Origin of the sequence: Streptomyces sp. KL109B (assembly GCF_030766935.1) — a bacterium.
Taxonomy (GTDB): Bacteria; Actinomycetota; Actinomycetes; order Streptomycetales; family Streptomycetaceae; genus Streptomyces.
Window position 1 is genome coordinate 241,849 of sequence record NZ_JASERL010000014.1, and the last position, 23,735, is coordinate 265,583.

Annotated in this window: 16 protein-coding genes; 9 read left to right on the forward strand and 7 right to left on the reverse strand. The window is 70.4% G+C overall.

Features of this window, described 5'->3' with window-relative positions; genetic code table 11:
- Nucleotide 1 precedes the first annotated feature (1 nt).
- Genes RBJ65_RS35900 through RBJ65_RS35910 form a run of 3 tightly spaced genes read right to left on the reverse strand, consistent with a single transcriptional unit; the run spans nt 2 to nt 3,146 of the window.
- Nucleotides 2–838 (reverse strand): carbohydrate ABC transporter permease, encoded by an 837-nt coding sequence (locus RBJ65_RS35900; RefSeq protein WP_306319608.1) that lies wholly within the window; start codon nt 836–838, stop codon nt 2–4.
- A complete protein-coding gene (locus RBJ65_RS35905) occupies nt 835–1,812 on the reverse strand; it encodes a carbohydrate ABC transporter permease (protein ID WP_306319609.1) in 978 nt (325 codons plus the stop codon). The genes RBJ65_RS35900 and RBJ65_RS35905 overlap by 4 nt, the downstream gene beginning before the upstream one ends.
- The gene (locus RBJ65_RS35910) at nt 1,809–3,146 is read right to left on the reverse strand and encodes an ABC transporter substrate-binding protein (protein ID WP_306319610.1); all 1,338 of its coding nucleotides are present in this window, start codon (nt 3,144–3,146) and stop codon (nt 1,809–1,811) included. Before RBJ65_RS35910 ends, RBJ65_RS35905 begins: the two co-directional genes overlap by 4 nt.
- A 169-nt stretch (nt 3,147–3,315) precedes the next feature.
- On the opposite strand from RBJ65_RS35910, the gene RBJ65_RS35915 reads away from it, so the two are divergent.
- The gene (locus RBJ65_RS35915) at nt 3,316–4,359 is read left to right on the forward strand and encodes a LacI family DNA-binding transcriptional regulator (protein ID WP_306319611.1); all 1,044 of its coding nucleotides are present in this window, start codon (nt 3,316–3,318) and stop codon (nt 4,357–4,359) included.
- 32 nt (nt 4,360–4,391) lie between these two features.
- Here the strand turns inward: RBJ65_RS35915 and RBJ65_RS35920 are convergent, their stop codons facing one another.
- Nucleotides 4,392–5,069: a GntR family transcriptional regulator gene (locus tag RBJ65_RS35920; protein ID WP_306319612.1), complete on the reverse strand. Its 678-nt coding sequence runs from the start codon at nt 5,067–5,069 to the stop codon at nt 4,392–4,394.
- Between the two features lie 101 nt (nt 5,070–5,170).
- Here RBJ65_RS35920 and RBJ65_RS35925 point away from each other — a divergent pair, with 101 nt between their 5' ends.
- Genes RBJ65_RS35925 through RBJ65_RS35935 form a run of 3 tightly spaced genes read left to right on the forward strand, consistent with a single transcriptional unit; the run spans nt 5,171 to nt 9,429 of the window.
- Complete coding sequence (locus RBJ65_RS35925; RefSeq protein ID WP_306319613.1) at nt 5,171–6,586, forward strand: amino acid permease; 1,416 nt, start codon at nt 5,171–5,173, stop codon at nt 6,584–6,586.
- Nucleotides 6,587–6,626: 40 nt separating this feature from the next.
- Nucleotides 6,627–7,901 (forward strand): aspartate aminotransferase family protein, encoded by a 1,275-nt coding sequence (locus tag RBJ65_RS35930; RefSeq protein ID WP_306319614.1) that lies wholly within the window; start codon nt 6,627–6,629, stop codon nt 7,899–7,901.
- 4 nt (nt 7,902–7,905) lie between these two features.
- The gene (locus RBJ65_RS35935; RefSeq protein ID WP_306319615.1) at nt 7,906–9,429 is read left to right on the forward strand and encodes a cytosine permease; all 1,524 of its coding nucleotides are present in this window, start codon (nt 7,906–7,908) and stop codon (nt 9,427–9,429) included.
- On the opposite strand, the gene RBJ65_RS35940 is transcribed toward RBJ65_RS35935, so the two are convergent.
- The 3 genes from RBJ65_RS35940 to RBJ65_RS35950 all read right to left on the reverse strand — a co-directional run bounded on the left by RBJ65_RS35940 (nt 9,426) and on the right by RBJ65_RS35950 (nt 14,322).
- Nucleotides 9,426–11,504: an acetate--CoA ligase family protein gene (locus RBJ65_RS35940; protein ID WP_306319616.1), complete on the reverse strand. Its 2,079-nt coding sequence runs from the start codon at nt 11,502–11,504 to the stop codon at nt 9,426–9,428. The two genes, RBJ65_RS35935 and RBJ65_RS35940, sit on opposite strands and share 4 nt — an antisense overlap.
- Entirely contained in the window at nt 11,501–12,667 is a 1,167-nt protein-coding gene (locus tag RBJ65_RS35945; RefSeq protein ID WP_306319617.1) for an acyl-CoA dehydrogenase family protein, read from the reverse strand. Before RBJ65_RS35945 ends, RBJ65_RS35940 begins: the two co-directional genes overlap by 4 nt.
- Nucleotides 12,668–12,738: 71 nt before the next feature.
- On the reverse strand, nt 12,739–14,322 hold the full coding sequence (locus tag RBJ65_RS35950; protein WP_306319618.1) for an APC family permease: 1,584 nt from the start codon (nt 14,320–14,322) through the stop codon (nt 12,739–12,741).
- Nucleotides 14,323–14,467: 145 nt separating this feature from the next.
- Here RBJ65_RS35950 and RBJ65_RS35955 point away from each other — a divergent pair, with 145 nt between their 5' ends.
- The 5 genes from RBJ65_RS35955 (at nt 14,468) to RBJ65_RS35975 (ending at nt 23,633) form a co-directional block, all read left to right on the forward strand.
- Nucleotides 14,468–15,862: an FAD-dependent oxidoreductase gene (locus tag RBJ65_RS35955; protein WP_306319619.1), complete on the forward strand. Its 1,395-nt coding sequence runs from the start codon at nt 14,468–14,470 to the stop codon at nt 15,860–15,862.
- A gap of 6 nt (nt 15,863–15,868) precedes the next feature.
- Nucleotides 15,869–16,825 (forward strand): TetR/AcrR family transcriptional regulator, encoded by a 957-nt coding sequence (locus RBJ65_RS35960; protein ID WP_306319620.1) that lies wholly within the window; start codon nt 15,869–15,871, stop codon nt 16,823–16,825.
- 138 nt (nt 16,826–16,963) lie between these two features.
- Entirely contained in the window at nt 16,964–18,319 is a 1,356-nt protein-coding gene (locus RBJ65_RS35965) for a cation:dicarboxylate symporter family transporter (protein WP_306319621.1), read from the forward strand.
- 237 nt (nt 18,320–18,556) lie between these two features.
- A complete protein-coding gene (locus RBJ65_RS35970) occupies nt 18,557–20,167 on the forward strand; it encodes an APC family permease (RefSeq protein ID WP_306319622.1) in 1,611 nt (536 codons plus the stop codon).
- A gap of 547 nt (nt 20,168–20,714) precedes the next feature.
- On the forward strand, nt 20,715–23,633 hold the full coding sequence (locus RBJ65_RS35975; RefSeq protein WP_306319623.1) for an alpha-glucuronidase family glycosyl hydrolase: 2,919 nt from the start codon (nt 20,715–20,717) through the stop codon (nt 23,631–23,633).
- Nucleotides 23,634–23,735: the final 102 nt, after the last annotated feature.

Genomic DNA, 23,735 nt, shown 5'->3' on the forward strand with positions numbered 1-23,735 from the left:
CTCAGCCCTTCAGTCCGGACGTGGCCATGCCCTGCACCAAGTAGCGCTGGAAGACGAAGAAGAACAGCACGATCGGCAGCACCGAGATCACCGACATGGCGAACATCGGCCCGTACGCGGACGTGCTGCCCTGGTCGACGAAGCTGCGCAGCGCGAGCGTGATCGTGAACTTCTCCGGAGCGAACAGATAGATCATCTGCGTGAAGAAGTCGTTCCACGTCCAGATGAACGTGAAGATCGCCGTGGTGATCAGCGCGGGACGGCTCAGCGGCAGCGTGATCGCCCAGTACGTGCGGAACGGGCCGCAGCCGTCGATCCGCGCCGACTCCTCCAGCTCACGCGGCAGACCCCGCATGAACTGCACGATGAGGAACACGAAGAACGCCTCGGTGGCCAGGAACTTCGGCAGGATCAGCGGCCAGAACGTGTCCACCAGGCCGAGCCGGTTGAAGATGATGTACTGCGGGATCAGCACGACGTGGTGCGGCAGCATCAGCGTCGCCACCATGAAGGCGAACATCGGCCCCCGCATCCGGAACCGCAGCCGCGCGAAGGCGTACGCGGCGAGCGAGCACGACACCACGTTGCCGACGACGGCGCCACCGGCGATCAGCAGCGTATTGCCGAGCAGCCGGCTCACGGGAACGCCCGACACCCCGTCGAGGGCCGTCGTGTAGTTGGACCACTCGAAGTGGCTCGGCCACAGGTTCAGGCTGGCGATGACCTCGTCGGCCGGTTTCAGCGACGTCGCCAGCAGCCAGGCCAGCGGGTACAGCAGCACCAGCAGGCACACGGCGGCGATGGTGTGCGGCAGCCACCGCTTCGCGGCGATGTTCATCGCGCCGCCCCCTCGTTGTCGTCCGCGTAGAAGACCCAGGACCGGGACGTCCGGAACAGGATCAGGGTGATGACGCCGATCGCGATGAGCAGCAGCCAGGCCATCGCCGAGGCGTAGCCCATGTGCGAGGCGGTGAAGCCGCGCTCGTACAGGTACAGCGTGTAGAACAGCGTCGAGTCGGCGGGCCCGCCTTCGCCGCCGCTGACGGCGTAGGCCGGGGTGAACACCTGGAAGGAGTTGATGACTTCGAGGACCAGGTTGAAGAAGACGACCGGGGACAGCATCGGCACGGTCACCGACACGAACTGCCGCCACCGGCCCGCCCCGTCGAGCGCCGCCGCCTCGTACAGGTCCGGCGAGATCTGCTGCAACCCCGCCAGGAAGATCACCATCGGGGCGCCGAACTGCCACACCGTCAGGAGCACGATCACGTACACCGCGAGATCCGCGTTGCCGACCCAGCCACCCGCGTGGATACCGATCCTGTCGAGGGCGTCAGCGACGGTGCCGCCGTCGTTGAACAGCGCCCGCCACACCAGGGCGATGGACATGCTCGCCCCGAGCAGCGACGGCGCGTAGAACGCGCTGCGGTAGAAGGCCCGGCCCCGGCCGAGGTTCTTCAGGAGCATGGCCGCGCCGAGCGCGAGCCCCAGCTTCAGCGGCACCGCCACCACGACGTACAGCATCGTGGTGCCCACCGACCGCCAGTAGCGGGGGTCGTCGAACAGCATGTCCGTGTAGTTGCGCAGGCCGATCCACTTCGGCGGGTCGAACAGGTTGTAGTCCGTGAACGACAGGTACAGCGACACCGCCATCGGTACGAGGGTCAGCACGACCGCGCCGATCATCCACGGCGACAGGAACACGTAGGCGGGCCACTGCCGTTCACGGACCGGGCGGCGCGGCTTGCCGTTGTCTTGCCGCTCGGGTGTCCGGGACGCCGGGGCGGGCGCCTTCGTGGTGAGTGCGCTCATGACCTCAGCTCCTTGTTGGCCTCGTCGATGAGTTCGCGCGCCGCCTGCCGGGGCGTGGCCCGGCCGTAGATCATGCGCTGGTGCACGCGCGTGAACGTGGGCTGGATCGCCAGGTCACCGGGCGGCGGGGCGGTCGGCGGCGCGTCGAGGCCGTACTTCTCCATCGCCTGCGCGTACCGGTAGATCTCCAGCTCCGGCCCCTTCAGCGTCCTGCCGACGCGCGCCGCGATCGTCCGGTTGGGCGGGGTGGACCGGGAGAACCCGAGGATGTCCCCCGCCCGCACGTCGTTGAGCAGGAAGTCCACCAACTGGGCGGCCTCCTTGGGGTGTTGGGTGTGCGCGCCGATACCGATCAGCATGCTCGGCTTGAAGTAGGCGCCCTGCCTGCCGTCGGTCGTCGGCACGGGCGCGTAGTGCACCTGATCGCCCAGCAGATCTACGTAACCGGGGAACGGGGCGTCCCACGTGAAGTCGGACGCGGCGAGCCGGCGGCCCATCGGGGACATCTCGGTGTTCGTGGCCTGCACCGTGTCCTGCGGCGCGGCCACGGCGCCCGCCTTGCGCAGCCGGTCGTAGAACGTCCAGAACTCGGTGAGGTCGTCCTCGGTGAACGCCAGTTCCGTCTGGCTCTTGTAGAGCTCGCCGCCGCGGCTACGCAGCCAGTCCTCGAAGACGTCCTCGTTGCCACCGCCGTCGTTGGCGCCGCGCACGCGGCGGCCGTCGGGGGACCTCAGGCCCAGCGCGGTGACCTTCTTGTTGGCCTCGGCCCACTCCTGCCAGGTCCAGTCCGGGCGCGGCGTGCCGACACCCGCCCGTTTGAAGATCGCCGAGTCGTACGCGAAACCGGTGATGCCGCGCCCCATCGGCAGGGCGTACTGGCCGCCCCGGTACGTGCCCGTGCGCAGGAACGCGTGCTCCATGCCGGACGTGTCGACGGTGCCGCGCTCGATGAATTCGTCCAGGGACATCAACGCGTCACCACCGGCGTACTGGGACACCTGCCGGTAGTCGAGCTGCACCACGTCCGGGATGCCGCCGCCCGCGGCCTGCGTGGCCAACTTCTGCAAATACGCGCCGAATTCGCCGTTCGACGTGCGGACGGTGACGCCGGGGTGCTCCTTCTCGAAGAGGCGCACCGCCTTCTCGGTCCGCGCCGCACGGTCGTCGTTTCCCCACCAGGAGAACCTGAGGGTGACACCGCGCGACGTGCCGCCGCTCGCGGTGGAACAGCCGGACAGCGTACCGGCCAGCGCGGCACCGACCCCGGCGGCCGCGGCGGACAGGACGGCCCGGCGACCGGGGAGAGGGCGCGGGCCGCTTCGGGGCTCGGGCATGGGGACCTTCCAGGAGGGAGGAGAGATTCCAACGTTGTAACCAGGGGAAGTCGCAGCGGTCAACCCTCTGTCGGCCCTCTGTTGCGGATCGGATCGGACCCACCTCGGTGATGCCAACTGCCTCCACTGCGTGCATAATCAGGGGATACGACGTGAGGGGAGCAGGTCAGTGGCAGCAGTGACGCTCAAGGACGTCGCCGAGCGTGCGGGCGTGTCCATCAAGACGGTGTCCAACGTTGTACGCGACGCTCCGCGCGTCTCCGAAGCCACCCGGACCCGCGTCATGAGCGCCGTCCGCGAGCTCGGCTACCGGCCCAACCCCTCGGCCCGCCGCCTGCGCACCGGACGCAGCGGACTGATCGCCCTCGCCGTCCCCGACCTGGCGACGCCCTACTTCGCGGAACTCGCCCACCACGTACGCGCCGAGGCCGCCGCGCTCGGCTTCACCGTCCTCATCGAGGAGACCCTCGGTGACACCAAGGAGGAACTGCGCCTCGCGACCGGCGTCGGCGCGTCACTCCTGGACGGAGTGATCCTGTCACCGCTCCATGTCACACCGGACGAACTCGCCCCCGTCACCGACCAGTTCCCCCTCGTACTGCTCGGTGAGCGCAGCTACGAAGGCGACCGTGTCGTCGCCGACCACGTCCTCATCGACAATGTCGCCGCCGCCCGCGAGGCCACCGCACACCTCGCGGGCCTCGGCCGCACCCGGATCGCCGCGATCGGCGTCGACAAGGCGGGCTCCGCGACCAGCCGCCAACGCCTCGAAGGCTTCCAACAGGCGCTGCACGCCGCCGGGTTGACCTACGATCCCGGACTCGCGCCCCAGGTCAAGGACTTCGACCGGCGGGGCGGCCTCCAGGCCATGCGCACCCTTACCGCACTGCCGCCCGGCCAACGCCCCGACGCCGTGTTCTGCTTCAGCGACCTGCTCGCCGTCGGCGCCCGACGAGCCCTGTACGAAGCCGACGTGAGCATCCCCGGCGACGTGGCGCTCGCCGGCGTCGACGGCTCCGAGGAAGCGCTCTACGGCACACCGTCGCTCACCTCCGTCGTCCCCGACAAGGCGGCCATCGCGTCGCTCGCGGTGAAGTGCCTCGTCAACCGGGTCCGCGCCGAGGAGCCACCACCGTTCGAGGTGCACACGGCGCCGCACTGGCTTGAGGTACGCGAGTCCACGGGTGGCGAGAGGGAGTCGTTGAAGCCGTGACGCCGTGAGTCCGTAACGCGGCGCGAACGGGGTCACCCGCCGCCGCAGCCCGCCAAGATCTCCTGCACCCGCGCACAGTTGGACGCGATGTGGTGCCGCGCCTCCCGCTGGGCGCGCTCCGCGTCGCCCGCGCGGATCGCCGCCATCAGTGGTTCGTGCTCGCCGAGCAGCTTGCGCGGATTCTCGTTCTCCCGCTCGTGCGCGGACAACGCCATCAGGTAGAAGCGCAGTTCACGCGTGAGGCCCGCGTAGAACGCGTCGATGCGTGCGTTGCCGAGCGCCGCCACGATCGCGCCGTGGAAGGCGAGGTCCGCCGCCACGATGTCCGCGCGACGCAGCGACGCCGTGACCGCGACCAGATGCTCGTACGCCCCTTCCACAGCGGCGAGTTGGCTCGCGCCGAGAGGTGCCGCGAGGGCCGCCGCCTCCAAGTGCTCGCGCGCCGTGTACAGCTCGTCGACACTCCGCGGCGTCGGCGAGATCACCACCGCCCCGCGGTTGGCCTGGAACCGGATGAGACCGCCGTGCTCCAAGAGCCGGACCGCCTCGCGAACCGTGTTGCGGGCTATGCCCAGTTCGGCCGCGATGGCGCTCTCGCGCAGCCGCTCGCCCGGCCGGAACGCCCCGGCGAGGATCCGCTCCGACAGGCCGTCGGCGATCTGCTGCGCGGTCGTGGTCCGCTGGGCCACCAGCCCGTCAAGTGCCGTCATGACGTCATCGTAGCCACCAGGCGCCCCCTGGTGCCGAACAGTAGAACTGTTCTACAGTTGCGCACTGTTTCGGCCGCCGACGCCCAGGAGGGCCCTCAACCGTGCGGACAACTCGCGAGAACGACCGGATCGACCCGGGCGACGACCGGACGGCCCAGGAGCAGCCACCCGCCGACGCGCCCCGCACCCTCAGACAGCGCCACGTACGGATGATCGCCCTCGGCGGCATCGTCGGCGCGAGCCTCTTCGTCGGCAGCGGCGCCGTCATCCACACCGTGGGACCGGCCGCCATCCTGTCGTACGCGCTCGGTGGCCTCCTGGTCGTCCTCGTCATGCGGATGCTCGGCGAGATGGCGACCGCGTCGCCGACCCTCGGCTCGTTCATGGAGTACGCCCGCACCTCGCTCGGCGCCTGGGCGGGCTACACCATCGGCTGGCTGTACTGGTACTTCTGGGTCGGCGTCGTCGCCTTCGAGGCGGTCGCGGGCGCGAAGCTGCTGATGCTGTGGATACCCGGCGTACCGCAGTGGGTGTTCTCGCTCGTCCTCATGACACTCCTGACGGCCACCAACCTGGTGTCCACGCGCTCCTTCGGGGAGACCGAGTTCTGGCTGGCGTCCATCAAGGTCGTCACCATCGTCGTGTTCCTCGTCGCGGGCACCCTGTTCGCCCTCGGCCTGTGGCCGGACGCGACGCTGTCGGTGGGCAACGTCGCCCTCGACGGCTTCGCCCCCCATGGTGTCTCGGCCGTCCTGCACGGCGTCGTCCTCGTGATCTTCTCCTACGTGGGCACCGAGATCGTCACCATCGCCGCCGCCGAGTCCACCGACCCGGTCAAGTCCGTCGTCAAGGCGACGTCGTCCACGGTGTGGCGCGTCATCATCTTCTACGTCGGGTCCGTCACGCTGTTGGTGATGATGACACCGTGGGACCGCATCCCGGTCGAGACCAGCCCGTACGCGGCCGCCTTCGGCAAGCTGGGCGTGCCCGCCGCCACGACCGTCATCAACGTCGTCGTCCTCACCTCCGTGCTGTCCGTCCTCAACTCCGGCCTCTACACGGCCTCCCGCATGCTCTTCGCCCTGCAACGCCACCGCTGGGCCCCTCGCTGGGTCGCCGACCGCAGCCGCAAGGGCACCCCCTGGAAGGCCATCCTCGCGTGCACGTCCGTCGGCTACGTGGCCGTCGCGATGAGCTACGTCGCACCCGACACCATCTTCGACTTCATCATCAACTCGGCGGGCGCCGTCGGCCTGTTCGTCTACGCCATCATCGCCGGCTCGCAGCTGCGCATGCGGCGGCAGCTGGAACGCGAGGCCCCGGACCGGCTCAAGCTGCGCATGTGGTGCTACCCGTACTTGAGTTGGGCCACCCTCGCGGGCATCGTCGTCGTCCTGAGCTCCATGCTCCTCGTCCCCGACGCCCGCTCCCAGCTCTATCTGAGCGTGCTGAGCCTCGCCGCGATCCTCGCCACGTACCTGTTCGTACGAGCCCGGCGGCGAGCCACCACCCACTGACACACACCTCCCCCCACCTTTGACCTTTACGGAGACCCTCATGGCCCAGGAGAACGCGCCCGTCCTGACCGGCCCCGCCCTGTGGAGCGCGCAGGCCCACCTCCCGTCCGTCCTCGGACGCCAACTCACCATCGAACGCGCCGAAGGCAGCTACCTGTACAGCACGGACGGCCGCCGCCTCTTCGACGGGACGGCGGGCCTCTGGCACGCCAACGTCGGCCACGCCCACCCCGAACTCGCCGGCGCCGCCGACGACCAGATGCGCCGCCTGGAGACGTACCACGTCTTCGGCCGCTACCTGAACGACCGGGCCGTCGCCCTCGGCGAACGCCTCGCCGACCTGTCACCCATCGACGACCCCAAGGTCATCCTGGGCAGCGGCGGCAGCGACGCCATCGACGTCGCCTGCAAGCTCGCCCGCAGGCACTGGCAGCGCGAGGGCCGTTCAGGCAAAACCGTGATCCTCAGCCGCGAGTTCGCGTACCACGGCCTGCACGCCTACGGCACGAGCATCGCGGGCCTCGACTTCAACCGCACCGGCTACGGCACCGAATCCCTCGTCCCCGAGACCGCCCGCGTGTCCACGGACGACATCGAAGCCGTCGAACGCACGGTGCGGGAGATCGGCCCGGAACACATCGCCGCCCTCGTCGCCGAACCCGTACAGGGCACCGGCGGTGTCATCGTGCCCGCGCCCGGATACCTGGAGGGCCTGCAGCGCATCTGCCGCGAGCACGACATCCTGCTCATCATCGACGAGGTGATCACCGGATTCGGCCGTACGGGCCACATGTTCGCCACCGAACGCTATGGCCTCGCACCCGACCTCGTCACCTTCGCCAAGGGCGTCACCTCCGGCTACGCACCGCTCGGCGGCGTCCTCGTCGCCCCGCACATCTGGCAGCCGTTCTACCGGGACGCCGACGACACCCCCGTCTTCCGGCACGGTGTCACCTACTCCGGGCACGCCACCGCCTGCGCCGTCGCGCTGCGCAACCTCGACATCATCGACGAGGAGAAGCTGGTGCCCCGGGTCGCGGACCTGGAGCAGGTACTCGCCGACGAGCTGCGCGTCCTCGGTACGCGGGAGTCCGTCGTCGAGACACGTGTGGCGGGCCTCCTCGGTGGTGTCGCCCTCGTCGACGACATCAGCGCCGAAGCGGTCACCGACGACCTCGTCGAGCACGGCTTCGTCACGCGACCGCTGCGCGGCAACACCGTGCAGATCAGCCCGCCGTTCATCACCACCGACGACGAACTGCGGCAGCTCGTCGCCGCGATCGGCACCGTCCTGAGCACACACGAAAGCCGGTGACGCGATGCCGACAGCGGACGAGAAGACGAAGACGACGGACGAGAAGGCGACGACGGACGAGAAGGCGACGGCGGGCGAGCGGCCGGGCGGGCTCGTCGAGTCACGCTCCATCGACGTCGTACCGGACGAGGAACGGCACGGTACCGCCTTCAGCCAGTTCACCCTGTGGGTCGGCGCGAACCTCCAGATCACCGCCGTGGTCACCGGCGCCCTCGCGGTGGTGCTCGGCGCCACGGCCTTTTGGGCGGTCATCGGGCTGCTCGCCGGGAACCTGCTCGGCGGCTCGGTCATGGCCCTGCACTCCGCGCAGGGCCCCCGCCTCGGCCTGCCCCAAATGATCTCCTCACGGGCCCAGTTCGGAGTGCGCGGCGCCGTCGTGCCGCTCATCCTGGCCGTCTTCATGTTCATCGGCTGCACCGCGAGCGGCACCGTCCTCGCGGGCGAGGCCGTCGGCGAACTCACCCACCTCGGCCCGGTCGCAGGCATCCTCATCTTCACCGCGGTCACCGCGGTCGCCGCCGCCGTCGGCTACCGCCTCATCCACTTCCTCGGCCGCCTCGCCGGAGTCGTGTGCGGCATCGCCTTCGTCTACCTCGGCATCCGCCTCCTCCAGCACGACGACATCGGCGCGGTCCTCTCCGACCACAGCTTCGCGCTGCCCGCGTTCCTCCTCGCCGTGTCCCTGTCGGCGTCCTGGCAACTGTCCTTCGGCCCGTACGTCGCCGACTACTCGCGCTACCTGCCGCGTTCGACCTCGGCGCGCGCCACGTTCGGCTGGACGCTCGCGGGGACCGCGCTCGGCGCCCAGTGGTCGATGGCCTTCGGGGCGCTGGCCGCGGCGGCGGCGGGGGAGGCGTTCGTGGGCCATGAGGTGACGTACGTGGTGTCACTGGGCGGGGCGGGCCTGATGGCGGCCGTGCTCTACTTCGTCATCGCGCTCGGCAAGCTGACCGTCACCGTGCTCAACACGTACGGCGCGTTCATGTCGACCGTGACGAGCGTGACCGGGATGCGGCGCGGGGGCGCGGTGCCCTACCGCCTCTCGCCGCGCGGCCGGGTCGGCTACATCGCCGCCATCATCGTGGCCGGCGCCGTCCTCGCGCTCGCGGGGCGCGGCGACTTCCTCAACACGTTCTCGACGTTCCTCCTCATCGTGCTGGCCTTCTTCACCCCATGGAGCGCGGTGAACCTCGCCGACTACTACCTCGTCGCGAAGGAGCGCTACGACATCCCCGCCCTCAACGACCCCGACGGCCGCTACGGATCCTGGCGGGCCCCGGCCCTCGTCTCGTACGGCTTCGGCCTGCTCGCCCAACTCCCGTTCATGGCAACGGACTTGTTCACCGGCCCGTTCGTCGCCCCACTGGGCGGCGCGGACATCTCGTGGATCGTGGGGCTGACACTGCCGGGTGTGCTGTACTGGATCCTCGCCCGCCGCGAACGGCACCGCGTCCCGGACCGGATGATCTACCCGCGGGACGCGGCCCCGCCGCAGCCGCCCCGAACCGCGGCGGAGGTCTCCACCTAGAGCCTGCCGGACCCGCCGCCGCCCGGCCCCCGCACGGCCCCGGCGGCGACGACCAGCGCGTCCACCGCGAGCGCGCCCCGCTCCGCGACCCGCACCGGGTTGAGCTCGACCTCACCGATGTCCGCCCGCCCGGCGATCACCTCGGACACGGCGACGACGACCGACACCAGGGCCTCCACGTCGACGGGGCTGCGACCGCGCCAGCCGCGCAGCAGGGGCGCCATCCGCAGGCCGCGCAGCATGGCGTGCGCGGTGGCCCGGGAGCAGGGGGCCAGTTCGAGGACCAGGTCCCGGGCGAGTTCGGCCCGGACGCCCCCGGCGCCGACCGCGACGAGCGGGCCGAACGACGGGTCCCGGCGGGCCGCGACGACGACCTCGACCGCGTCCGGCCGCCGGTCCATCTCCTCGACGACGTAGGCGTGCGGCCCCAGGCGCTCCACCATGTCCTGGTACGCGGCTCGCAGCGCGCCGGGGTCCCACAGGCCGGTGGCCACACCGCCGTGCTCCGTCTTGTGCTCCAGCCAGTCCGCCTTGAGCACGACCGGGGCCGACAGCGCGGCCGCCACCTCCGCCGGGTCCCGGGTACCTGCCGGGATGCCCACCGCCTGCGGGAAGGTCACACCCGCCTCGCCCAGCAGCCGGCGCGCCGCCAAGTACCCCGCACCCACGGGCACACCAGGCGCCACCCGAGCCGCACGCCGGACACGGGTACGGGGGCGGCGCGGCTGCCGGGCCAGCCGGTGCGCCGTGGCCACGGCCCGCAGCGCCCGCTCGACATCGGTGAACGTCGGCACACCCGACACCTCCAACTCCCGCAGCGCCGGAGTGCGTTCGGCCATCGAGTGCACCACGACGGGCAGCCCCCGATCCGCGGCGAGGCGGCCCAGGGCGCGCGCCGCCTCCGACTCCGCGGCCGCCTGCGCGGGGATGTCACGCCCATAGCTGCCGAAGTACCCGCTCAGCACGACCGCGTCGACGACCGACGGGTCGGCCAGGCACTCCGGCACCGAGGCATACGTGGACAGGTCCCGCTCGCCCGCGCCGTCGAGGTCGACCGGGTTCGCCCGCCCGGCCCCCGGCGGCAGCCGCCGCGCCAGCCGTCGCCGCACCGCGGACGGCAGCTCGACGACGTCAAGGCCGAGCCGGGCCGCGGTGTCCGCCGCGACCGCGCCCTGCCCGCCGCTGTCGGCCACGATCGCCACGCGAGGCCCACGCACCGGAGCCGACCGCAGCAACACGTGTGCGGTGTCCGCGAGTTGGGCGGGTGTGTCGACGCGTACGGCGCCGACCGCACGGCAGGCCGCGTCCACGACGTCGAGCGCGGACGTCATGGCGCCGGTGTGCGAACGGGCCGCCTGCCGCGCCGCCGGACTCGCCCCCACGGTCAGCAGCAGCACCGGCTTGCCCGCCGCGCGCAGCGCGTCGAGGGCGTCCAGCAGTGCGTCACCGTCGCCGTAGCTCTCCAGGTAGAGGGCGACGGCCCGGGTGGATTCGTGGTCGACCAGGTCGGCGAGCACCTCAGCCGCGCTGACGTCGAGCTGGCTGCCGACGGACACGAACCGCGAGACACCCACGCCGCTCGCCGCCGCCAACTGGGCGATCTCCAGGCCGACCTGGCCGCTCTGCGACACGACCGCGAGCGAGCCCGCCGTGAACCGGCCCCAGGCCAGCTCCAGTTCGGCCGACGCGTCGTACAGGCCCAGACAGTTCGGGCCCACCAGGCGGGCGCCACCGGCCCTGACGGTCCTGGTCAGCGCCGCGGGATCCGCGACTCCGGAGGTGATGGCGAGCAGCCCCGGCACCCCGAGGGCGACCGCCCCTTCGACACCGGTGGCGAGCGCGGCCGCCGGCACCGCGAACGCGACCAGGTCGGGCACCTCGGGCAGGGCGTCGAGGGCGGGGTGGCTCGGCTGCCCGAGCACGGTCGCGCCACGGGCGTTGACCAGATGCACCCGGCGCCTGTGCCGCCCGGCGAGGGCGCCGCGCGCCAGCCAGTGGCCCCACTTGGCGGGGTTGTCGGTGGCGCCGACCACGGCGACGGAGCGCGGCGCGCGGAACACGTCGAGGGTCGTCATGATGCCGCGAGCGCCCGCGAGATGATGAGCCGCTGGATGTCGGATGTGCCTTCCTCGATCTCCTCCAGCTTCGCGTCCCGCATCCACTTCTCGGCGAGGAACTCCTGCGAGTAGCCGTTGCCGCCCAGCGTCTGCACGGCCGCCCAGGTGGTGAACATGGCGTTCTCGGAACCGACCAGCTTCGCCGTCGCCGCCTCGGTCGTCACCTTGCGGCCCTGGTCGAACAGGCGGGCCGCCCGCATCGTCACCAGGTGCGCGGTGTCCGCGCGGGTCGCCATGTCGGCGAGGCGGAAGCCCACCGACTGGTGCTCGATGATCGGCACCCCGAACTGCCTGCGCTCGCGGGCGTAGTCGACGGCCAGGTCGAGCGCCGCCCGGCACAGTCCCGTACAGGACGCTCCGATCAGGATCCGGGAGGCGTCGAAGGTCCGCATGAGGCCCGAGAACCCCAGTCCCTCCTCGCCGAGCCGGTCGGCGACCGGGACCCGTACGCGGTCGAGGAACACCTCGGCGTTCACGATGGCCCGCTGCCCCATCTTGCGCATCGGCCGGCCCACGGTCAGCCCCGGAGTGTCCCGGTCGACGACGAACGCCGTGACACCGCGGGCGCGCAGCGCCGGGTCGACCGTCGCGAACACCACGAACCGGCTCGCGTACGGCGCGTTGGAGATCCACGTCTTCTGCCCACTGAGCACGTAGTGGTCGCCCTCGCGCACCGCCCGGGTGCGGATCCCCGCCGCGTCCGAGCCGTGGTCGGGCTCCGTCACGGCGAGCGCGGTCAGTGGCGGGGTGGAGCCGGTGAGCGGGCGCAGCCACCGCTCCTTCTGCGCGTCCGTGCCGAGCTCCAGGACGGGGTCCGCGAAGAACCCGTTCGACGTCAGGAGGTTCCCGATGCCGATGTCACCGTGGCACAGCTCCTCCTGGACGAGCGCCTGCGTCGCCAGGCCGGTGACGCCGCCCCCGCCGTACTCGGCCGGGATCATGAAGTCCGTCAGTCCGGTCGCGGCGGCCTTCTTCCACAGGTCGAGCGGCGACTCGGTGGCGGCGTCGTCGACCGCGCGGGCCCGCGGCCGGATCTCGGTGGCGGCGAAGTCACGGGCGAGCCGCACGAACGCCTGCTGCTCTTCGGTCGGTTCCCAGGGGTCGGGCGAGGGGAGGGGCATGACGGGCTCCTCAGTCGACGGTCGGGGGAGGGGGTGGTCATGGGGCGGTCACCGGCTACGGAAAGGGTCGGTCACCGCGGTACGGATTCGTGCGGCGCGGCGGCCGGGGTGCGCTCGTCCCGCCGCGGGCCGGTGCGGTCGAAGAACTCCGGGGCCACGCGCGCGTACACCAGCATCAGCAGCCAGCCGATGACGAGCGTGCCGACGCCGATGAGGAAGACGCCGCCGATGTGCCAGTGCGGGGCGAAGGGGAGCGTCCAGGAGGTGTAGCTGTTCGCCGGGTCCCAGTCGTTGCGCAGGCTCCACACCCCGGCGGCGAGCAGGACCAGACCCCCGATCGCGGGCAGCACGACCCGAAGCCACAGATCCCCTGCACTGCGCCGCCACTGGCCCCGGTACGCCCAGGCCGACGTCAGGCCGGTGAGCCCGTAGTAGAACGCGATCATCAAGCCGCAGGACGACACCGCGTCCCCGATCACCTGACCGTCGCTCAGGAAGTTCATGACGATGTAGCAGACCGCGCCCGCGAGCCCGGTCGCGATCGTGCCGAACTGCGGGATGGAGTACCGCGGATGCACCTTCGCGAGCGCGCGCGGAGCGGCGCCCCGACGGCCCATCGCCAGCATGGTCCGGCCGAGCGTCAGCACGGTCGTCTCGGTGGAGGCCGCGGCCGACGTCAGCACCATCAGGACCAGCAGATGCCACAGGAAGGACCCGAGGCCACTGTCGCCGAACACGGCGCCGCCGATGGCGGAGAACACATCACCGAAGTTGTCGGGATTGCCGAGCCCGATACCGCTCGTGCCGATCCCGGCGAACGCCAGCGTCGCGACGGTGGCCACCAGATACAGCCCGAGCAGCGTCAGCGTCGACCAGGCGGCGGCCCGCCCCGGCGTGCGGTGCCGGTCGGTCGTCTCCTCGTTCACCGTCAGCGCCGTCTCCCACCCCCAGTAGATGAACAGCATCAGCACCAGACCGCTGACGAAGGCGCTGGGGGAGGGGATCTCGAACGGGTTCAGCCACGACAGCCGAGGAAGCCGGGCGCCCGGCCCCGCGTCCCCGGTGTAGACGCGGACGAGCGCGACCACGGAGAACACGGCCAGCATGCCGAACTCCAGGAACAGCAGCGCCCGTTGCACGGCTGCCGCCACCTCGATGCCGCGATAGCAGACGGCGGTCATCAGCGCGATCCAGCCGAGCCCCACCAGGAGTACCCAGGGGCTCGACGGGTCCGCGCCGATGCCGTCGGCCCCGCACAGGATGAAGACGTACTGCCCGGCGACCTGCGCCAGGCTCGCGAGCACCAGCACGAACGACGTGATGATGGCCCAGCCGCCCATGAAGCCGACGCGCGGCCCGAGGACCCGGCTCGCCCACGTGAAGATCGTGCCGCAGTCCGGCTCCTGCCGGTTCAGCGCCGCGTACCCGAAGGACACGAACAGGATCGGCACGAACGCCAGCAGCACGATCGACGGCGCCTGGAACCCGACGAAGGCCACGATGAACGCGAGCGTCGCCGCCAGGCTGTACGCGGGCGCGGCCGACGCCACCGACAGGATCAGGCTCGTCGTCATACCGAGCGCGTTGGCGCGCAGACCCTGCGCGGGAGGGCCGCCGGCACGCTCGTCGGCGGTGCTGCGTGAAATGTCTGGCACGGTCGAACCCCCGTCCGGGGTAGGGGAATCGCAAGATTGACGCGAGGCTCAATGATGCGCGTACGGCGAAGCCTGTCAAGGGCTCACGCAGCGACGGCTCGCAACGATTGACTCGACGATCAGTCTTGCGACATGCTCTTCCGTCATGTGGGAACAGACCGAAACGAACCTCGTCGAGACCGAGGTCGTCATCGTCGGCGGCGGCTACGCGGGCCTCGCCGCGGCCCTCCAACTCCACGACCACGGAGTCGACTTCGCCCTCCTGGAGGCGTCCGACCGGGTCGGCGGCCGGGTCCTCACCGAGACCCGGGACGACGGTGTGCGCATCGACCACGGAGGCCAGTGGATCGGCCCCACGCAGACCCGCCTCGCCGCCCTCGCCACCCGCTTCGACTGCGCCACCTTCCCGACCTGGGAGACCGGAAAGCACATCGAGGTGTGGCACGACGGCAGCGCCGTCCCCTACCTCGGGGCCGCGCCCGCCGAGGGACCGGGCATCACCGCGTACACGCACATCACCGAGGACATCGACGCCCTCGCCCGCACCGTGGACACCACCGAGCCGTGGCGCACCCCCGACTTCGCCGCATGGGACGCGCAGACCGCGCAGTCCTACTTCCGCGCCCGCACCGACGACCCCGACGCCCTGCGCCGACTCGCCCTCGCCGTCCAGGGCGTGTGGTGCGCGGAACCGTACGAGATCTCCCTCTTCCACGTGCTGTTCTACGTCGCCGCGGCCGGCGGCTGGGAACAGCTCATGGAGACCCGTGGCTGCGCGCAGGACAGCCGCTTCGTCACCGGCGCCGCCGCCCCGGCCCGCGCGGTCGCCCGCCTCCTCGGCGACCGCGTCCGTCTCGGCGCCGCCGCCCGCACCGTCGAGCACGACACCGAGGGCGTACGGGTGCACACCGCCGACACCGTGTACGAGGCACGCCGGGCCATCGTCGCGCTCCCGCCGCCCGCGACCCGCGCCCTCACCTTCGCCCCGACGCTGCCGAGCAGCAGGGAGGGCTGGCTGGCGCACACCCCAATGGGGCGCGTCGCGAAGATCCACGCCGTGTACGACACCCCGTTCTGGCGCGCGGCGGGCCTCTCCGGCATCGCCACCCTCTACGACGACGGGCCGGTCGGCGTCGTGTTCGACAACTCGCCGCCGGACGCGGCGCACGGCGTGCTCGTCGGCTTCGTCTACGGCGACCGGCTCAGCGCCTGGAGCCGCCTCGACGCACCGGGGCGCCGCGCGAGCGGCCTCGCGAGCCTCGCCTCCGTCGTCGGCGACGGCGCCGCCCACCCCCGCGACTACACCGAGAAGAACTGGTCCGACGACCCGCACGCGCGCGGCGGATACGAGGCGTACGCGACCCCCGGCGGCTGGACCGGCTACGCCCGGCACGGCTGGCGCGCACCCACCGGGACGCTGCACTGGGCCGGAACGGAGACGGCTACTGTGTGGAACGGCTACATCGACGGCGCCCTCTCCTCGGGGGCGCGGGCGGCCGACGAAGTCATCACGGCACTCTCGTCGCAGGCGGAAGGCTGAACCGGCATGGCGTCCGACAACGGGGACGAGGCGGCACCTGAACCCGCGCCCGCATCCGCATCCGCATCCGCACCGGCACCCGCGCCCGAACCGGCACCCGCACCCGCCCTCGCACTCGCCGAGCGGGCCCGGCAGGTGGTGCTCGCCGCGCCCATGAGCCAGCGGGAGTTCGCCGACCGCGTCGGCATGGACCCCACCGCCCTGTCCAAGGCGCTGCGCGGCAACCGCCGCCTGCGTGACCCCGAGATCGCCGCCATCGCGCAGGTCGGCAAGGTGTCGCAGCGCTATCTGCGGACCGGCGCGGGCCGGCCACCCGCGCCACGAGGCGGTGCCAATGGCGCGCCCGGCACCCGTATGCGCGCCGACGCCGTGGACGCCGAACTGCGCCGCACCCAGATCCTGGAGGCCACCGCCCGGCTCATCGCCCGCCGCGGCTTCCACAAGGTGCGCGTCGCCGACATCGCCGAGGCCTGCGGCACCAGCACCGGCACCGTCCATTACCACTTCCCGACCAAGGACCACGCCCTGCGCGCCGCGCTCGTCTTCTACGCGGACCGCTTCCACGCCCGCCTGGAAGCCGAGTTCGAGACCGCCGACAGCACGGTCGAGAAGCTGCGCCGACTCATCGAGGTGCAGCTGACGACCACGGCCGAGGACGCCGACGAGTGGTCGGTGTGGGTGCAGTCGTGGAACGAGGCGATCCTCGACCCGAGCCTGCGCGACGGGCAGCGCGGTGTCTACGCCCGCTGGCGGAGCGTCGTCCTGGACCTGGTGCGCACCTGCCGGCGCGAGGGCATGGCGGAAGGCGTCGACCCACAGGCCCTGGCCGACCGCTTCACTGGCCTCGTCGACGGCCTCGCCATCCAAGTCCTCGCGGGTACGGGGGACATGGACGCGCCGCGCATGCGGGAACTGCTCCTGGACGCCTTCGAGCCGTACATCACCTTGCGCAAGCGCAGTTGAAGCGCGTCTGGAGCAATCTCCAAGATCTTATGCGGAGTTGATGTGGGGCCTTCCACGACGCATGGGTGTCAACGATAGTGATGCACCGCGGAATTGATCTTCCGTGATGCAGAATATCCGCCCATGTAGGAGTGCCCCATGGCGCACACAGTCGGAAACAGAAACCTCGCACGCCGCGCAGGCCGCCTCCTGCGCACCAGCCTCTTCGCCCAAGTCCTGATCGCCCTGCTGCTCGGCGTCCTTGTCGGACGCCTGTGGCCGGACGCCGGAGCGGCCCTGCAACCCCTCGGCGACGGCTTCGTACGACTCATCAAGGCGATGATCGCCCCCTTGGTGTTCTGCGTCGTCGTCGCGGGCATCACCAAGGCAGGCGACCTGAAGGCCTTCGGCCGCATCGGCGTCAAGGCGCTGATCTGGTTCGAGGTCGCCACCACCGTCGCCCTCGTCATCGGACTGCTCGCCGGAAACGTCCTGGCACCCGGCGCGGGCATGAACGTCGACCCGGCCACCCTCGACAAGAGCGCCGTCGACGAACAGACCGGAGGCGGGCACCTGCCCTCCACCGCCCAGTTCATCCTGGAGTCCCTCCCGGACAGCGCCGTCGGCGCCTTCGCCGAGAACTCCCTGCTCCAAGTCCTCGTCCTCGCCTGCCTCGTGGGCGCCGCGCTGCTCCACCTCGGGCAGCGGAAGGTGCCCCAGATCCTGCCGTTCATCGAGCAGGCCCAGGACGTCGTCTTCACCATCGTCGGCTACATCATGAAGCTCGCCCCGCTCGCGGTCTTCGGAGCCACTGCCCACCTCGTCGGCGAATACGGCGTCGGCGCCATGTCGACGTACGGAAAGCTGATCGCCGTCTGCTACGGCGTCGCCCTCCTCTTCCTCGTGCTGCTCGCCCTCGCCCTCAAGGCGGTCACCGGACTCAGCCTCTGGAAGTTCGTCCGCTACACACGCGAGGAACTGCTGCTCGCGCTCGGCACCGGCTCCAGCGAGACCGTGATGCCGCGCATGATGCAGAAGCTGCGCGCGGCGGGCTGCCGGGACGACGCGGTCGGCCTCGTCCTGCCGACCGGGTACTCCTTCAACCTCGACGGCGCCTCCATCTACCTCTCCATCGGCACCCTCTTCATCGCCCAGGCCGTCGGCGTCGACCTCACCCTCGGCCAGCAGGTCACCGTCGTCCTCGTGCTCATGCTGACCAGCAAGGGCATGGCGGGCGTGCCCGGTTCGGCGTTCCTCGCGCTGTCCGCGACGGCCTCCGCGCTCGGAGTCATCCCGGCCGCCGCGGTGGCGCTGCTGCTCGGCGTCGACCGGATCATGGACTCGATGCGGGTGGCCACCAACCTCCTCGGCAACTGCGTCGCCGTGTTCGCGGTGTCGCGCTGGGAGGGGGCACTGGACCGGGTCACCGCGAAGCGGGTCATGAACGGCGAGGAGCCGGGCTCCGCACCGGTGCAAACGGAAACGCCGCCGGTGAACACGGCCAAGGACGGCTGACGGCAGGCCATCACCACGTATGCCAACGCCCTTGCCACGTACATCATTTGGCAAAACAAGATTCATGCTGCATGGATCTCGATCGGCAGGGCAGACGGCCGCCCAGTACAGACCAGTACAGATCAAGCGAGCGACCTCGAAAGAGTGGGCCGCGGATCAGGGACGGATGTGGTGATGGCCACGCTTACCGAGTCTTCCGGAAAATCCTCGGAGCAACGAACAGCGCTACGCAGAGACATGGGTCGCATCAGCCTGCTCTTCGCGGGTGTGGGATCCATCATCGGGTCCGGCTGGCTCTTCGGCGCGTTGAACGCGGCGAAGATAGCCGGACCCGCCTCCATATTCTCGTGGGCGATAGCAGCGGTGATGATCCTGCTCATCGGCCTGTGCTTCGCCGAACTGGGCACGATGTTTCCCGTGTCCGGGGGAGTGGTGCGCTTCCCGCACCTCTCCTTCGGCTCCTTCGCCAGCTACACGATGGGCTGGATCACCTGGATCGCCGCCGCGACGGTGGCCCCCATCGAGGTCGAGGGCGCCCTCCAATACGCCACGAAATGGGCGCACTTCACCGATTTCCACGAGGCGAACGGCGCCTACACCCTCACCACGCTCGGCTATGTGGTCGCGGTGTTCGGCATGGCGTTCTTCGTGCTCCTCAACTACTACGGAATCCGCTGGTTCGCCCGCGTCAACAACGTCCTCGTCTGGTGGAAACTGCTGGCCATCGCCCTGGTGGTGGTCGCCTTCCTCGTCACGGCCTTCCACGGACACAACATCGGAGCCAGTGAATACGGCGGCTTCGCGCCCGGCGGCGCCAAAGGCATCTTCACGGCCATCTCCACCGCGGGCATCACCTTCTCCTTCCTCGGATTCCGCCAAGGCGTGGAACTCGCGGGCGAGACCGACAATCCGCGGCGCAATGTCCCGTTCGCCGTCATCGGCTCCGTGCTGCTGACCGGCCTGATCTACGTACTCCTCGAAGTGGCCTTCCTCGGAGCGGTCCCGGAGAGCGACCTCCAGCACTCGCACGGCTGGCTCAATCTGGCCTTCGCCAACGACTTCGGCCCCCTGGCGGCCATCTCCAGCGCCATCGGCCTCGGCTGGCTCGCCTACATCCTCTACGTCGACGCCGTGATCTCACCCGCCGACACCGGCCTCATCTACACCACCGTCACGGCCCGCATCTCCTATGCGATGGCCCGCAACCGCAACGCGCCGCAGGCCCTCGCCAAGACCACCCCCAAGGGCGCGCCCCTGGTCAGCCTCGCGGTCACCTTCGTCCTCGGCCTCATCGTCTTCCTCCCCTTCCCGAGCTGGCAGGAACTGGTCGGCTTCATCACCTCCGCCACCGTCCTGTCCTTCGGCTCGGGCCCCCTCGTCCTGGCCGTCATGCGCCGCCAAATACCCGAACACGAACGCCCGTACAAGATTCCCGGCGGCGACATCATCCCCTTCCTCGGCCTCTACTCGGCGAACCTGATCGTGTACTGGGCGGGCTGGAACACCAACTACAAACTCTTCCTCACCATCTGCATCGGCTTCGTCTTCCTCGCTGTCCTCCAGGCCCTGGACAAGGGCAGCGCCCCGAAGATGGACTGGCGCGCGGGCGCGACCTGGGTGCTGCCCTGGCTGATCGGCCTCGCCGTGATCAGCTGGATCGGCGACTACGACGGCGGACTCGGCTGGATCGGCCTCGGCTGGGGCTTCGCCGCCAACCTCGCACTCACCGCGCTCGTCTACTTCCTGGCGCTGCGCGCCCAACTCCCGCGCGAACGCGTGCTGGAGAACATAGAGGAGGCACGCGAGGAGTCCCGCCTGGAGGACGCGGAACTGGGACGGACCCACTGACCGCTTGGCCGCTTCTCGATGAGGACGCGGAAATCGCCCAGATAGCGATATCAGCGGCAATCCCTAGCGTTACGGAATCATCACATCATCAGGGCCATAGGGGTCCTTGACCGGGGCAGGCGAAGAGTGAGAAGTCGAGGAAAGGACGCCACCGATGCTGATCGTGGCTCTTTTGCTCCTGCCGGCCATGGGGCTGCTCTTGCTCGGCATGGACCGTATAGAGGACCGAATGGGCGGAGCGCCCCGCCCGGAGTCCGGAGACCGTCGACGACTGCACCTGAGTCTCGTTCGCGGCGGCGAACCGAATAGTCGAGATCGGAAGGAAGAGAGGCAGGAAGAGAAGAGAGGCGCCGCCGCGAGGGGCGACCGCGAGGCCGCCTGACGCGACGCGCGACGAGCGACCCGCGACCCGGCGCGCGCCATGCGGCGTTGCCCAATGTTCCTTTCTGGGCGAGTGTGTTGACACCTGTCGAGACGCGTGTGACCGTTGCCGGGCCCCGATCCTGGCCCGGACGCACACGTGCGTTCCTCGGCGGAAGCGAGAAGCATGAGCTCAGGAATCCGGCGCCGCGGCCTCCTGGCCGCGGCCGCCCTGGGAAGCACGGCAGGCCCGCTCGCACTCTCCGCGCCGGCCTCGGCGCACCCGGCCAGGGACCTCCGGTCACAGGCCACCGGAGTGCTCCCCGCCGAGGACGGCTACGACCTGTGGCTGCGCTACCGAAGGATCGAGGACCCGGCCCTGTCGCAGCGGTACCGAACCGCGCTCGGCACCCTGGTGTGGCAGGGCGGCGGCCCCCAACAGCGCGCCGCCGTCGACGAGTTGACCCGCGGGCTCACCGGCCTCCTCGGCGCCCGAACGACCCCACGCGAGACACCAGGGCCCGGCGCCGCACTCGTCGTGGGCACCCCCAAGACCTCCCCACTGGTCCGCGCACTCGTCCCCACCGCCGACCTGGAACCACTCGGTGACGAGGGCTACGTCATCCGAACCGCCACACACCACGGCGCCCGGCGCACACTCGTGGCCGCCCGCACCGACAGGGGAGTCCTCTACGGCGCGTTCCACCTGCTCCGGCTCCTGCAGACCGAGCGCCCACTGGACCACCTCGACATCACGGAACGCCCCGCCGCGCCGCTGCGCATCGCCAACCACTGGGACAACAAGGACGGTTCCATCGAGCGCGGCTACGCCGGACGCTCCTTCTTCGACTGGGACCGACTGCCGCGGCTCGACGACCGCTACACCGACTACGCGCGCACCCTCGCCTCGCTCGGCATCAACGGCGCGGTCATCAACAACGTCAACACACCGGCCGACTACCTCGCCGAACCCTTCCTCACCAAACTCGCCGCACTCGCCTCCGTGCTGCGCCGCTACGGAGTCACCCTCTACGTCACCGCGAACTTCGCCGCCCCCATCGACCTCGGCGGACTCGACACCGCCGACCCGTTCGACGACGCGGTACAGGACTGGTGGGCGGCCAAGGCCAAGGAGATCCACGGCAGGATCGAGGACTTCGGCGGCTTCCTCGTCAAGGCCAACTCCGAAGGCAGACCAGGCCCGTTGGACTACGACCGCACCCACGCCGACGGCGCCAACCTCCTCGCAAAGGCCCTGAAACCGTACGGCGGCATCGTCATGTGGCGGGCCTTCGTGCACGACACCGACGCGAAGTGGGACCGCCAGGGCTACACCGACTTCACCCCCCTCGACGGCAAGTTCGCCGACAACGCCGTCGTACAGATCAAGAACGGCCCCATCGACTTCCAGGTCCGCGAACCCGCCCACCCCCTCTTCGGCTCCCTCCCGGACACCAACTCGATGATCGAGCTCCAGGTGACCCAGGAGTACACCGGACACGCGACACACCTGTGCTACCTGGTCCCGCAGTGGAAGGAAGTCCTGGACTTCGACACCCACAAGGCGGGCGAGAACGGCACCGTCGCCGACGTCGTCACCGGCCGCGCCCACCCCTACACACACTTCGGCTTCGCCGGAGTCATGAACTTCGGCGACTCCAGGAACTGGACCGGCTCCCACCTCGCCGCCGCCAACACCCACGGCTACGGCCGACTCGCCTGGAACCCCGAGCTGTCCGCCGAGAGCCTCGCCGAGGAATGGACGCGGATGACCTTCGGCAACGACCCGCACGTCGTCGAGACCGTGTCCGCACTGCTCCTGAACTCCTGGCACACGTACGAGGACTACACCTCACCCCTCGGCACCGGCTACCTCACCCACCCGCCGGACGGCTCGGTGACCGGGCACTTCGACCCCAGTCCGACCACCACGACACAGTTCCACAAGTCCGACCGCCAGGGCATCGGCTACGACCGCACCGCCGCCACCGGCGACGGATACACCCACCTCTACGCCCCGCCCACCAGGGACACCTACGAATCCCTGGACACCTGCCCCGAGGAACTGCTCCTCTTCCTCCACCACGTCCCGTACACCCACCGCCTCGCCGGCGGCAGCACCGTGATCCAGCACATCTACGACACCCACTTCGACGGCGCGGCCCGCGTCACCGACATGCGGGCCGACTGGAACACCCTGCGCCGCCGCATCGACCTGCGGCGCTTCGGTGACGTCGACCGCCAGTTCACCCAGCAGGCCGACAAGGCGGCACAGTGGCGGGACACCCTCGTCGCCTACTGGTTCGAACTCAGCCGGATCCGCGACGCACACCGCTCCTGGATCCAGGCGACCGTCGCCCCCGCCGACACCGCCCTGCTCGGCGGCGAGCGCACCGAACTCCCGGTCCAGATCGTCAACGCGACCGGCTCCGGCCTGCGCACGACCGTCACCCTCGACGCCCCCGACGACTGGCGCACCGAACCACAGACCTGCTACGTGGACTCCCTCGGCGACACCACCACCAAGCTCCCCGTCGTGCCCCCGCACACCCCGACCCTCGCCACACTGCACGCCCGCCCCGCGTCGGGCTCCGTACGAGCCCTCGACTCCTCACTGCGCAGCCTCGCCAAGACCGTCGTCGTGCCACCCGCGTCCCGCTGCGTCCACGCCCTCGACGCGGGCCCCGACACCTCCCCGCTCTTCAAGGACTACAACCGCCTTTCCCCTGACACCAGTTGGCACGAGGGCGCGGAGTTCGGCTGGGTCGGCGACACCCTCGACGCCACCGACACCGGCCTCCTCGACCCCCTCCGCCGAGACTACGTACGCGCCGCCGCCCCCACGAAACTCCGCCTCAAACTCCCGCCCGGCCCCTGCACGGCCCACCTCCTCACCGGCGACCCCAACACCTTCAACCGAACCCTGGTCGTCACCGTCGACGGAACCGAGCGGGCCCGCAGCGAACAACTCGACGGCCGCGAATTCACGTGGCTCCGCATCCCCCTGGACGGCGGCGCATCGGGCCGCGAGGTGGACATCGACCTGTCCGCGAAGCCGACGGAGACATGGCACCTGACGGCATGTGTGGTCGTCCTGGACGACTGACCCGACACACACCACGGCCCACCACGGCCACCACCGCCACCGCGGCACACCATGCGACGCACCAACTCCCAAAAGCCCATATGGCCTAATGTGTCTGTTTGT

What these genes read in the sequence shown, in the direction of transcription:
- RBJ65_RS35975 (WP_306319623.1), top strand. Translation starts at nt 20,715, where the DNA reads ATGAGCTCAGGAATCCGGCGCCGCGGCCTCCTGGCCGCGGCCGCCCTG.
- RBJ65_RS35970 (WP_306319622.1), top strand. Translation starts at nt 18,557, where the DNA reads ATGGGTCGCATCAGCCTGCTCTTCGCGGGTGTGGGATCCATCATCGGG.
- RBJ65_RS35955 (WP_306319619.1), top strand. Translation starts at nt 14,468, where the DNA reads ATGTGGGAACAGACCGAAACGAACCTCGTCGAGACCGAGGTCGTCATC.
- RBJ65_RS35945 (WP_306319617.1), bottom strand. Translation starts at nt 12,667, where the DNA reads ATGCCCCTCCCCTCGCCCGACCCCTGGGAACCGACCGAAGAGCAGCAG.
- RBJ65_RS35910 (WP_306319610.1), bottom strand. Translation starts at nt 3,146, where the DNA reads ATGCCCGAGCCCCGAAGCGGCCCGCGCCCTCTCCCCGGTCGCCGGGCC.
- RBJ65_RS35900 (WP_306319608.1), bottom strand. Translation starts at nt 838, where the DNA reads ATGAACATCGCCGCGAAGCGGTGGCTGCCGCACACCATCGCCGCCGTG.
- RBJ65_RS35920 (WP_306319612.1), bottom strand. Translation starts at nt 5,069, where the DNA reads ATGACGGCACTTGACGGGCTGGTGGCCCAGCGGACCACGACCGCGCAG.
- RBJ65_RS35905 (WP_306319609.1), bottom strand. Translation starts at nt 1,812, where the DNA reads ATGAGCGCACTCACCACGAAGGCGCCCGCCCCGGCGTCCCGGACACCC.
- RBJ65_RS35930 (WP_306319614.1), top strand. Translation starts at nt 6,627, where the DNA reads ATGGCCCAGGAGAACGCGCCCGTCCTGACCGGCCCCGCCCTGTGGAGC.
- RBJ65_RS35935 (WP_306319615.1), top strand. Translation starts at nt 7,906, where the DNA reads ATGCCGACAGCGGACGAGAAGACGAAGACGACGGACGAGAAGGCGACG.
- RBJ65_RS35965 (WP_306319621.1), top strand. Translation starts at nt 16,964, where the DNA reads ATGGCGCACACAGTCGGAAACAGAAACCTCGCACGCCGCGCAGGCCGC.
- RBJ65_RS35940 (WP_306319616.1), bottom strand. Translation starts at nt 11,504, where the DNA reads ATGACGACCCTCGACGTGTTCCGCGCGCCGCGCTCCGTCGCCGTGGTC.
- RBJ65_RS35960 (WP_306319620.1), top strand. Translation starts at nt 15,869, where the DNA reads ATGGCGTCCGACAACGGGGACGAGGCGGCACCTGAACCCGCGCCCGCA.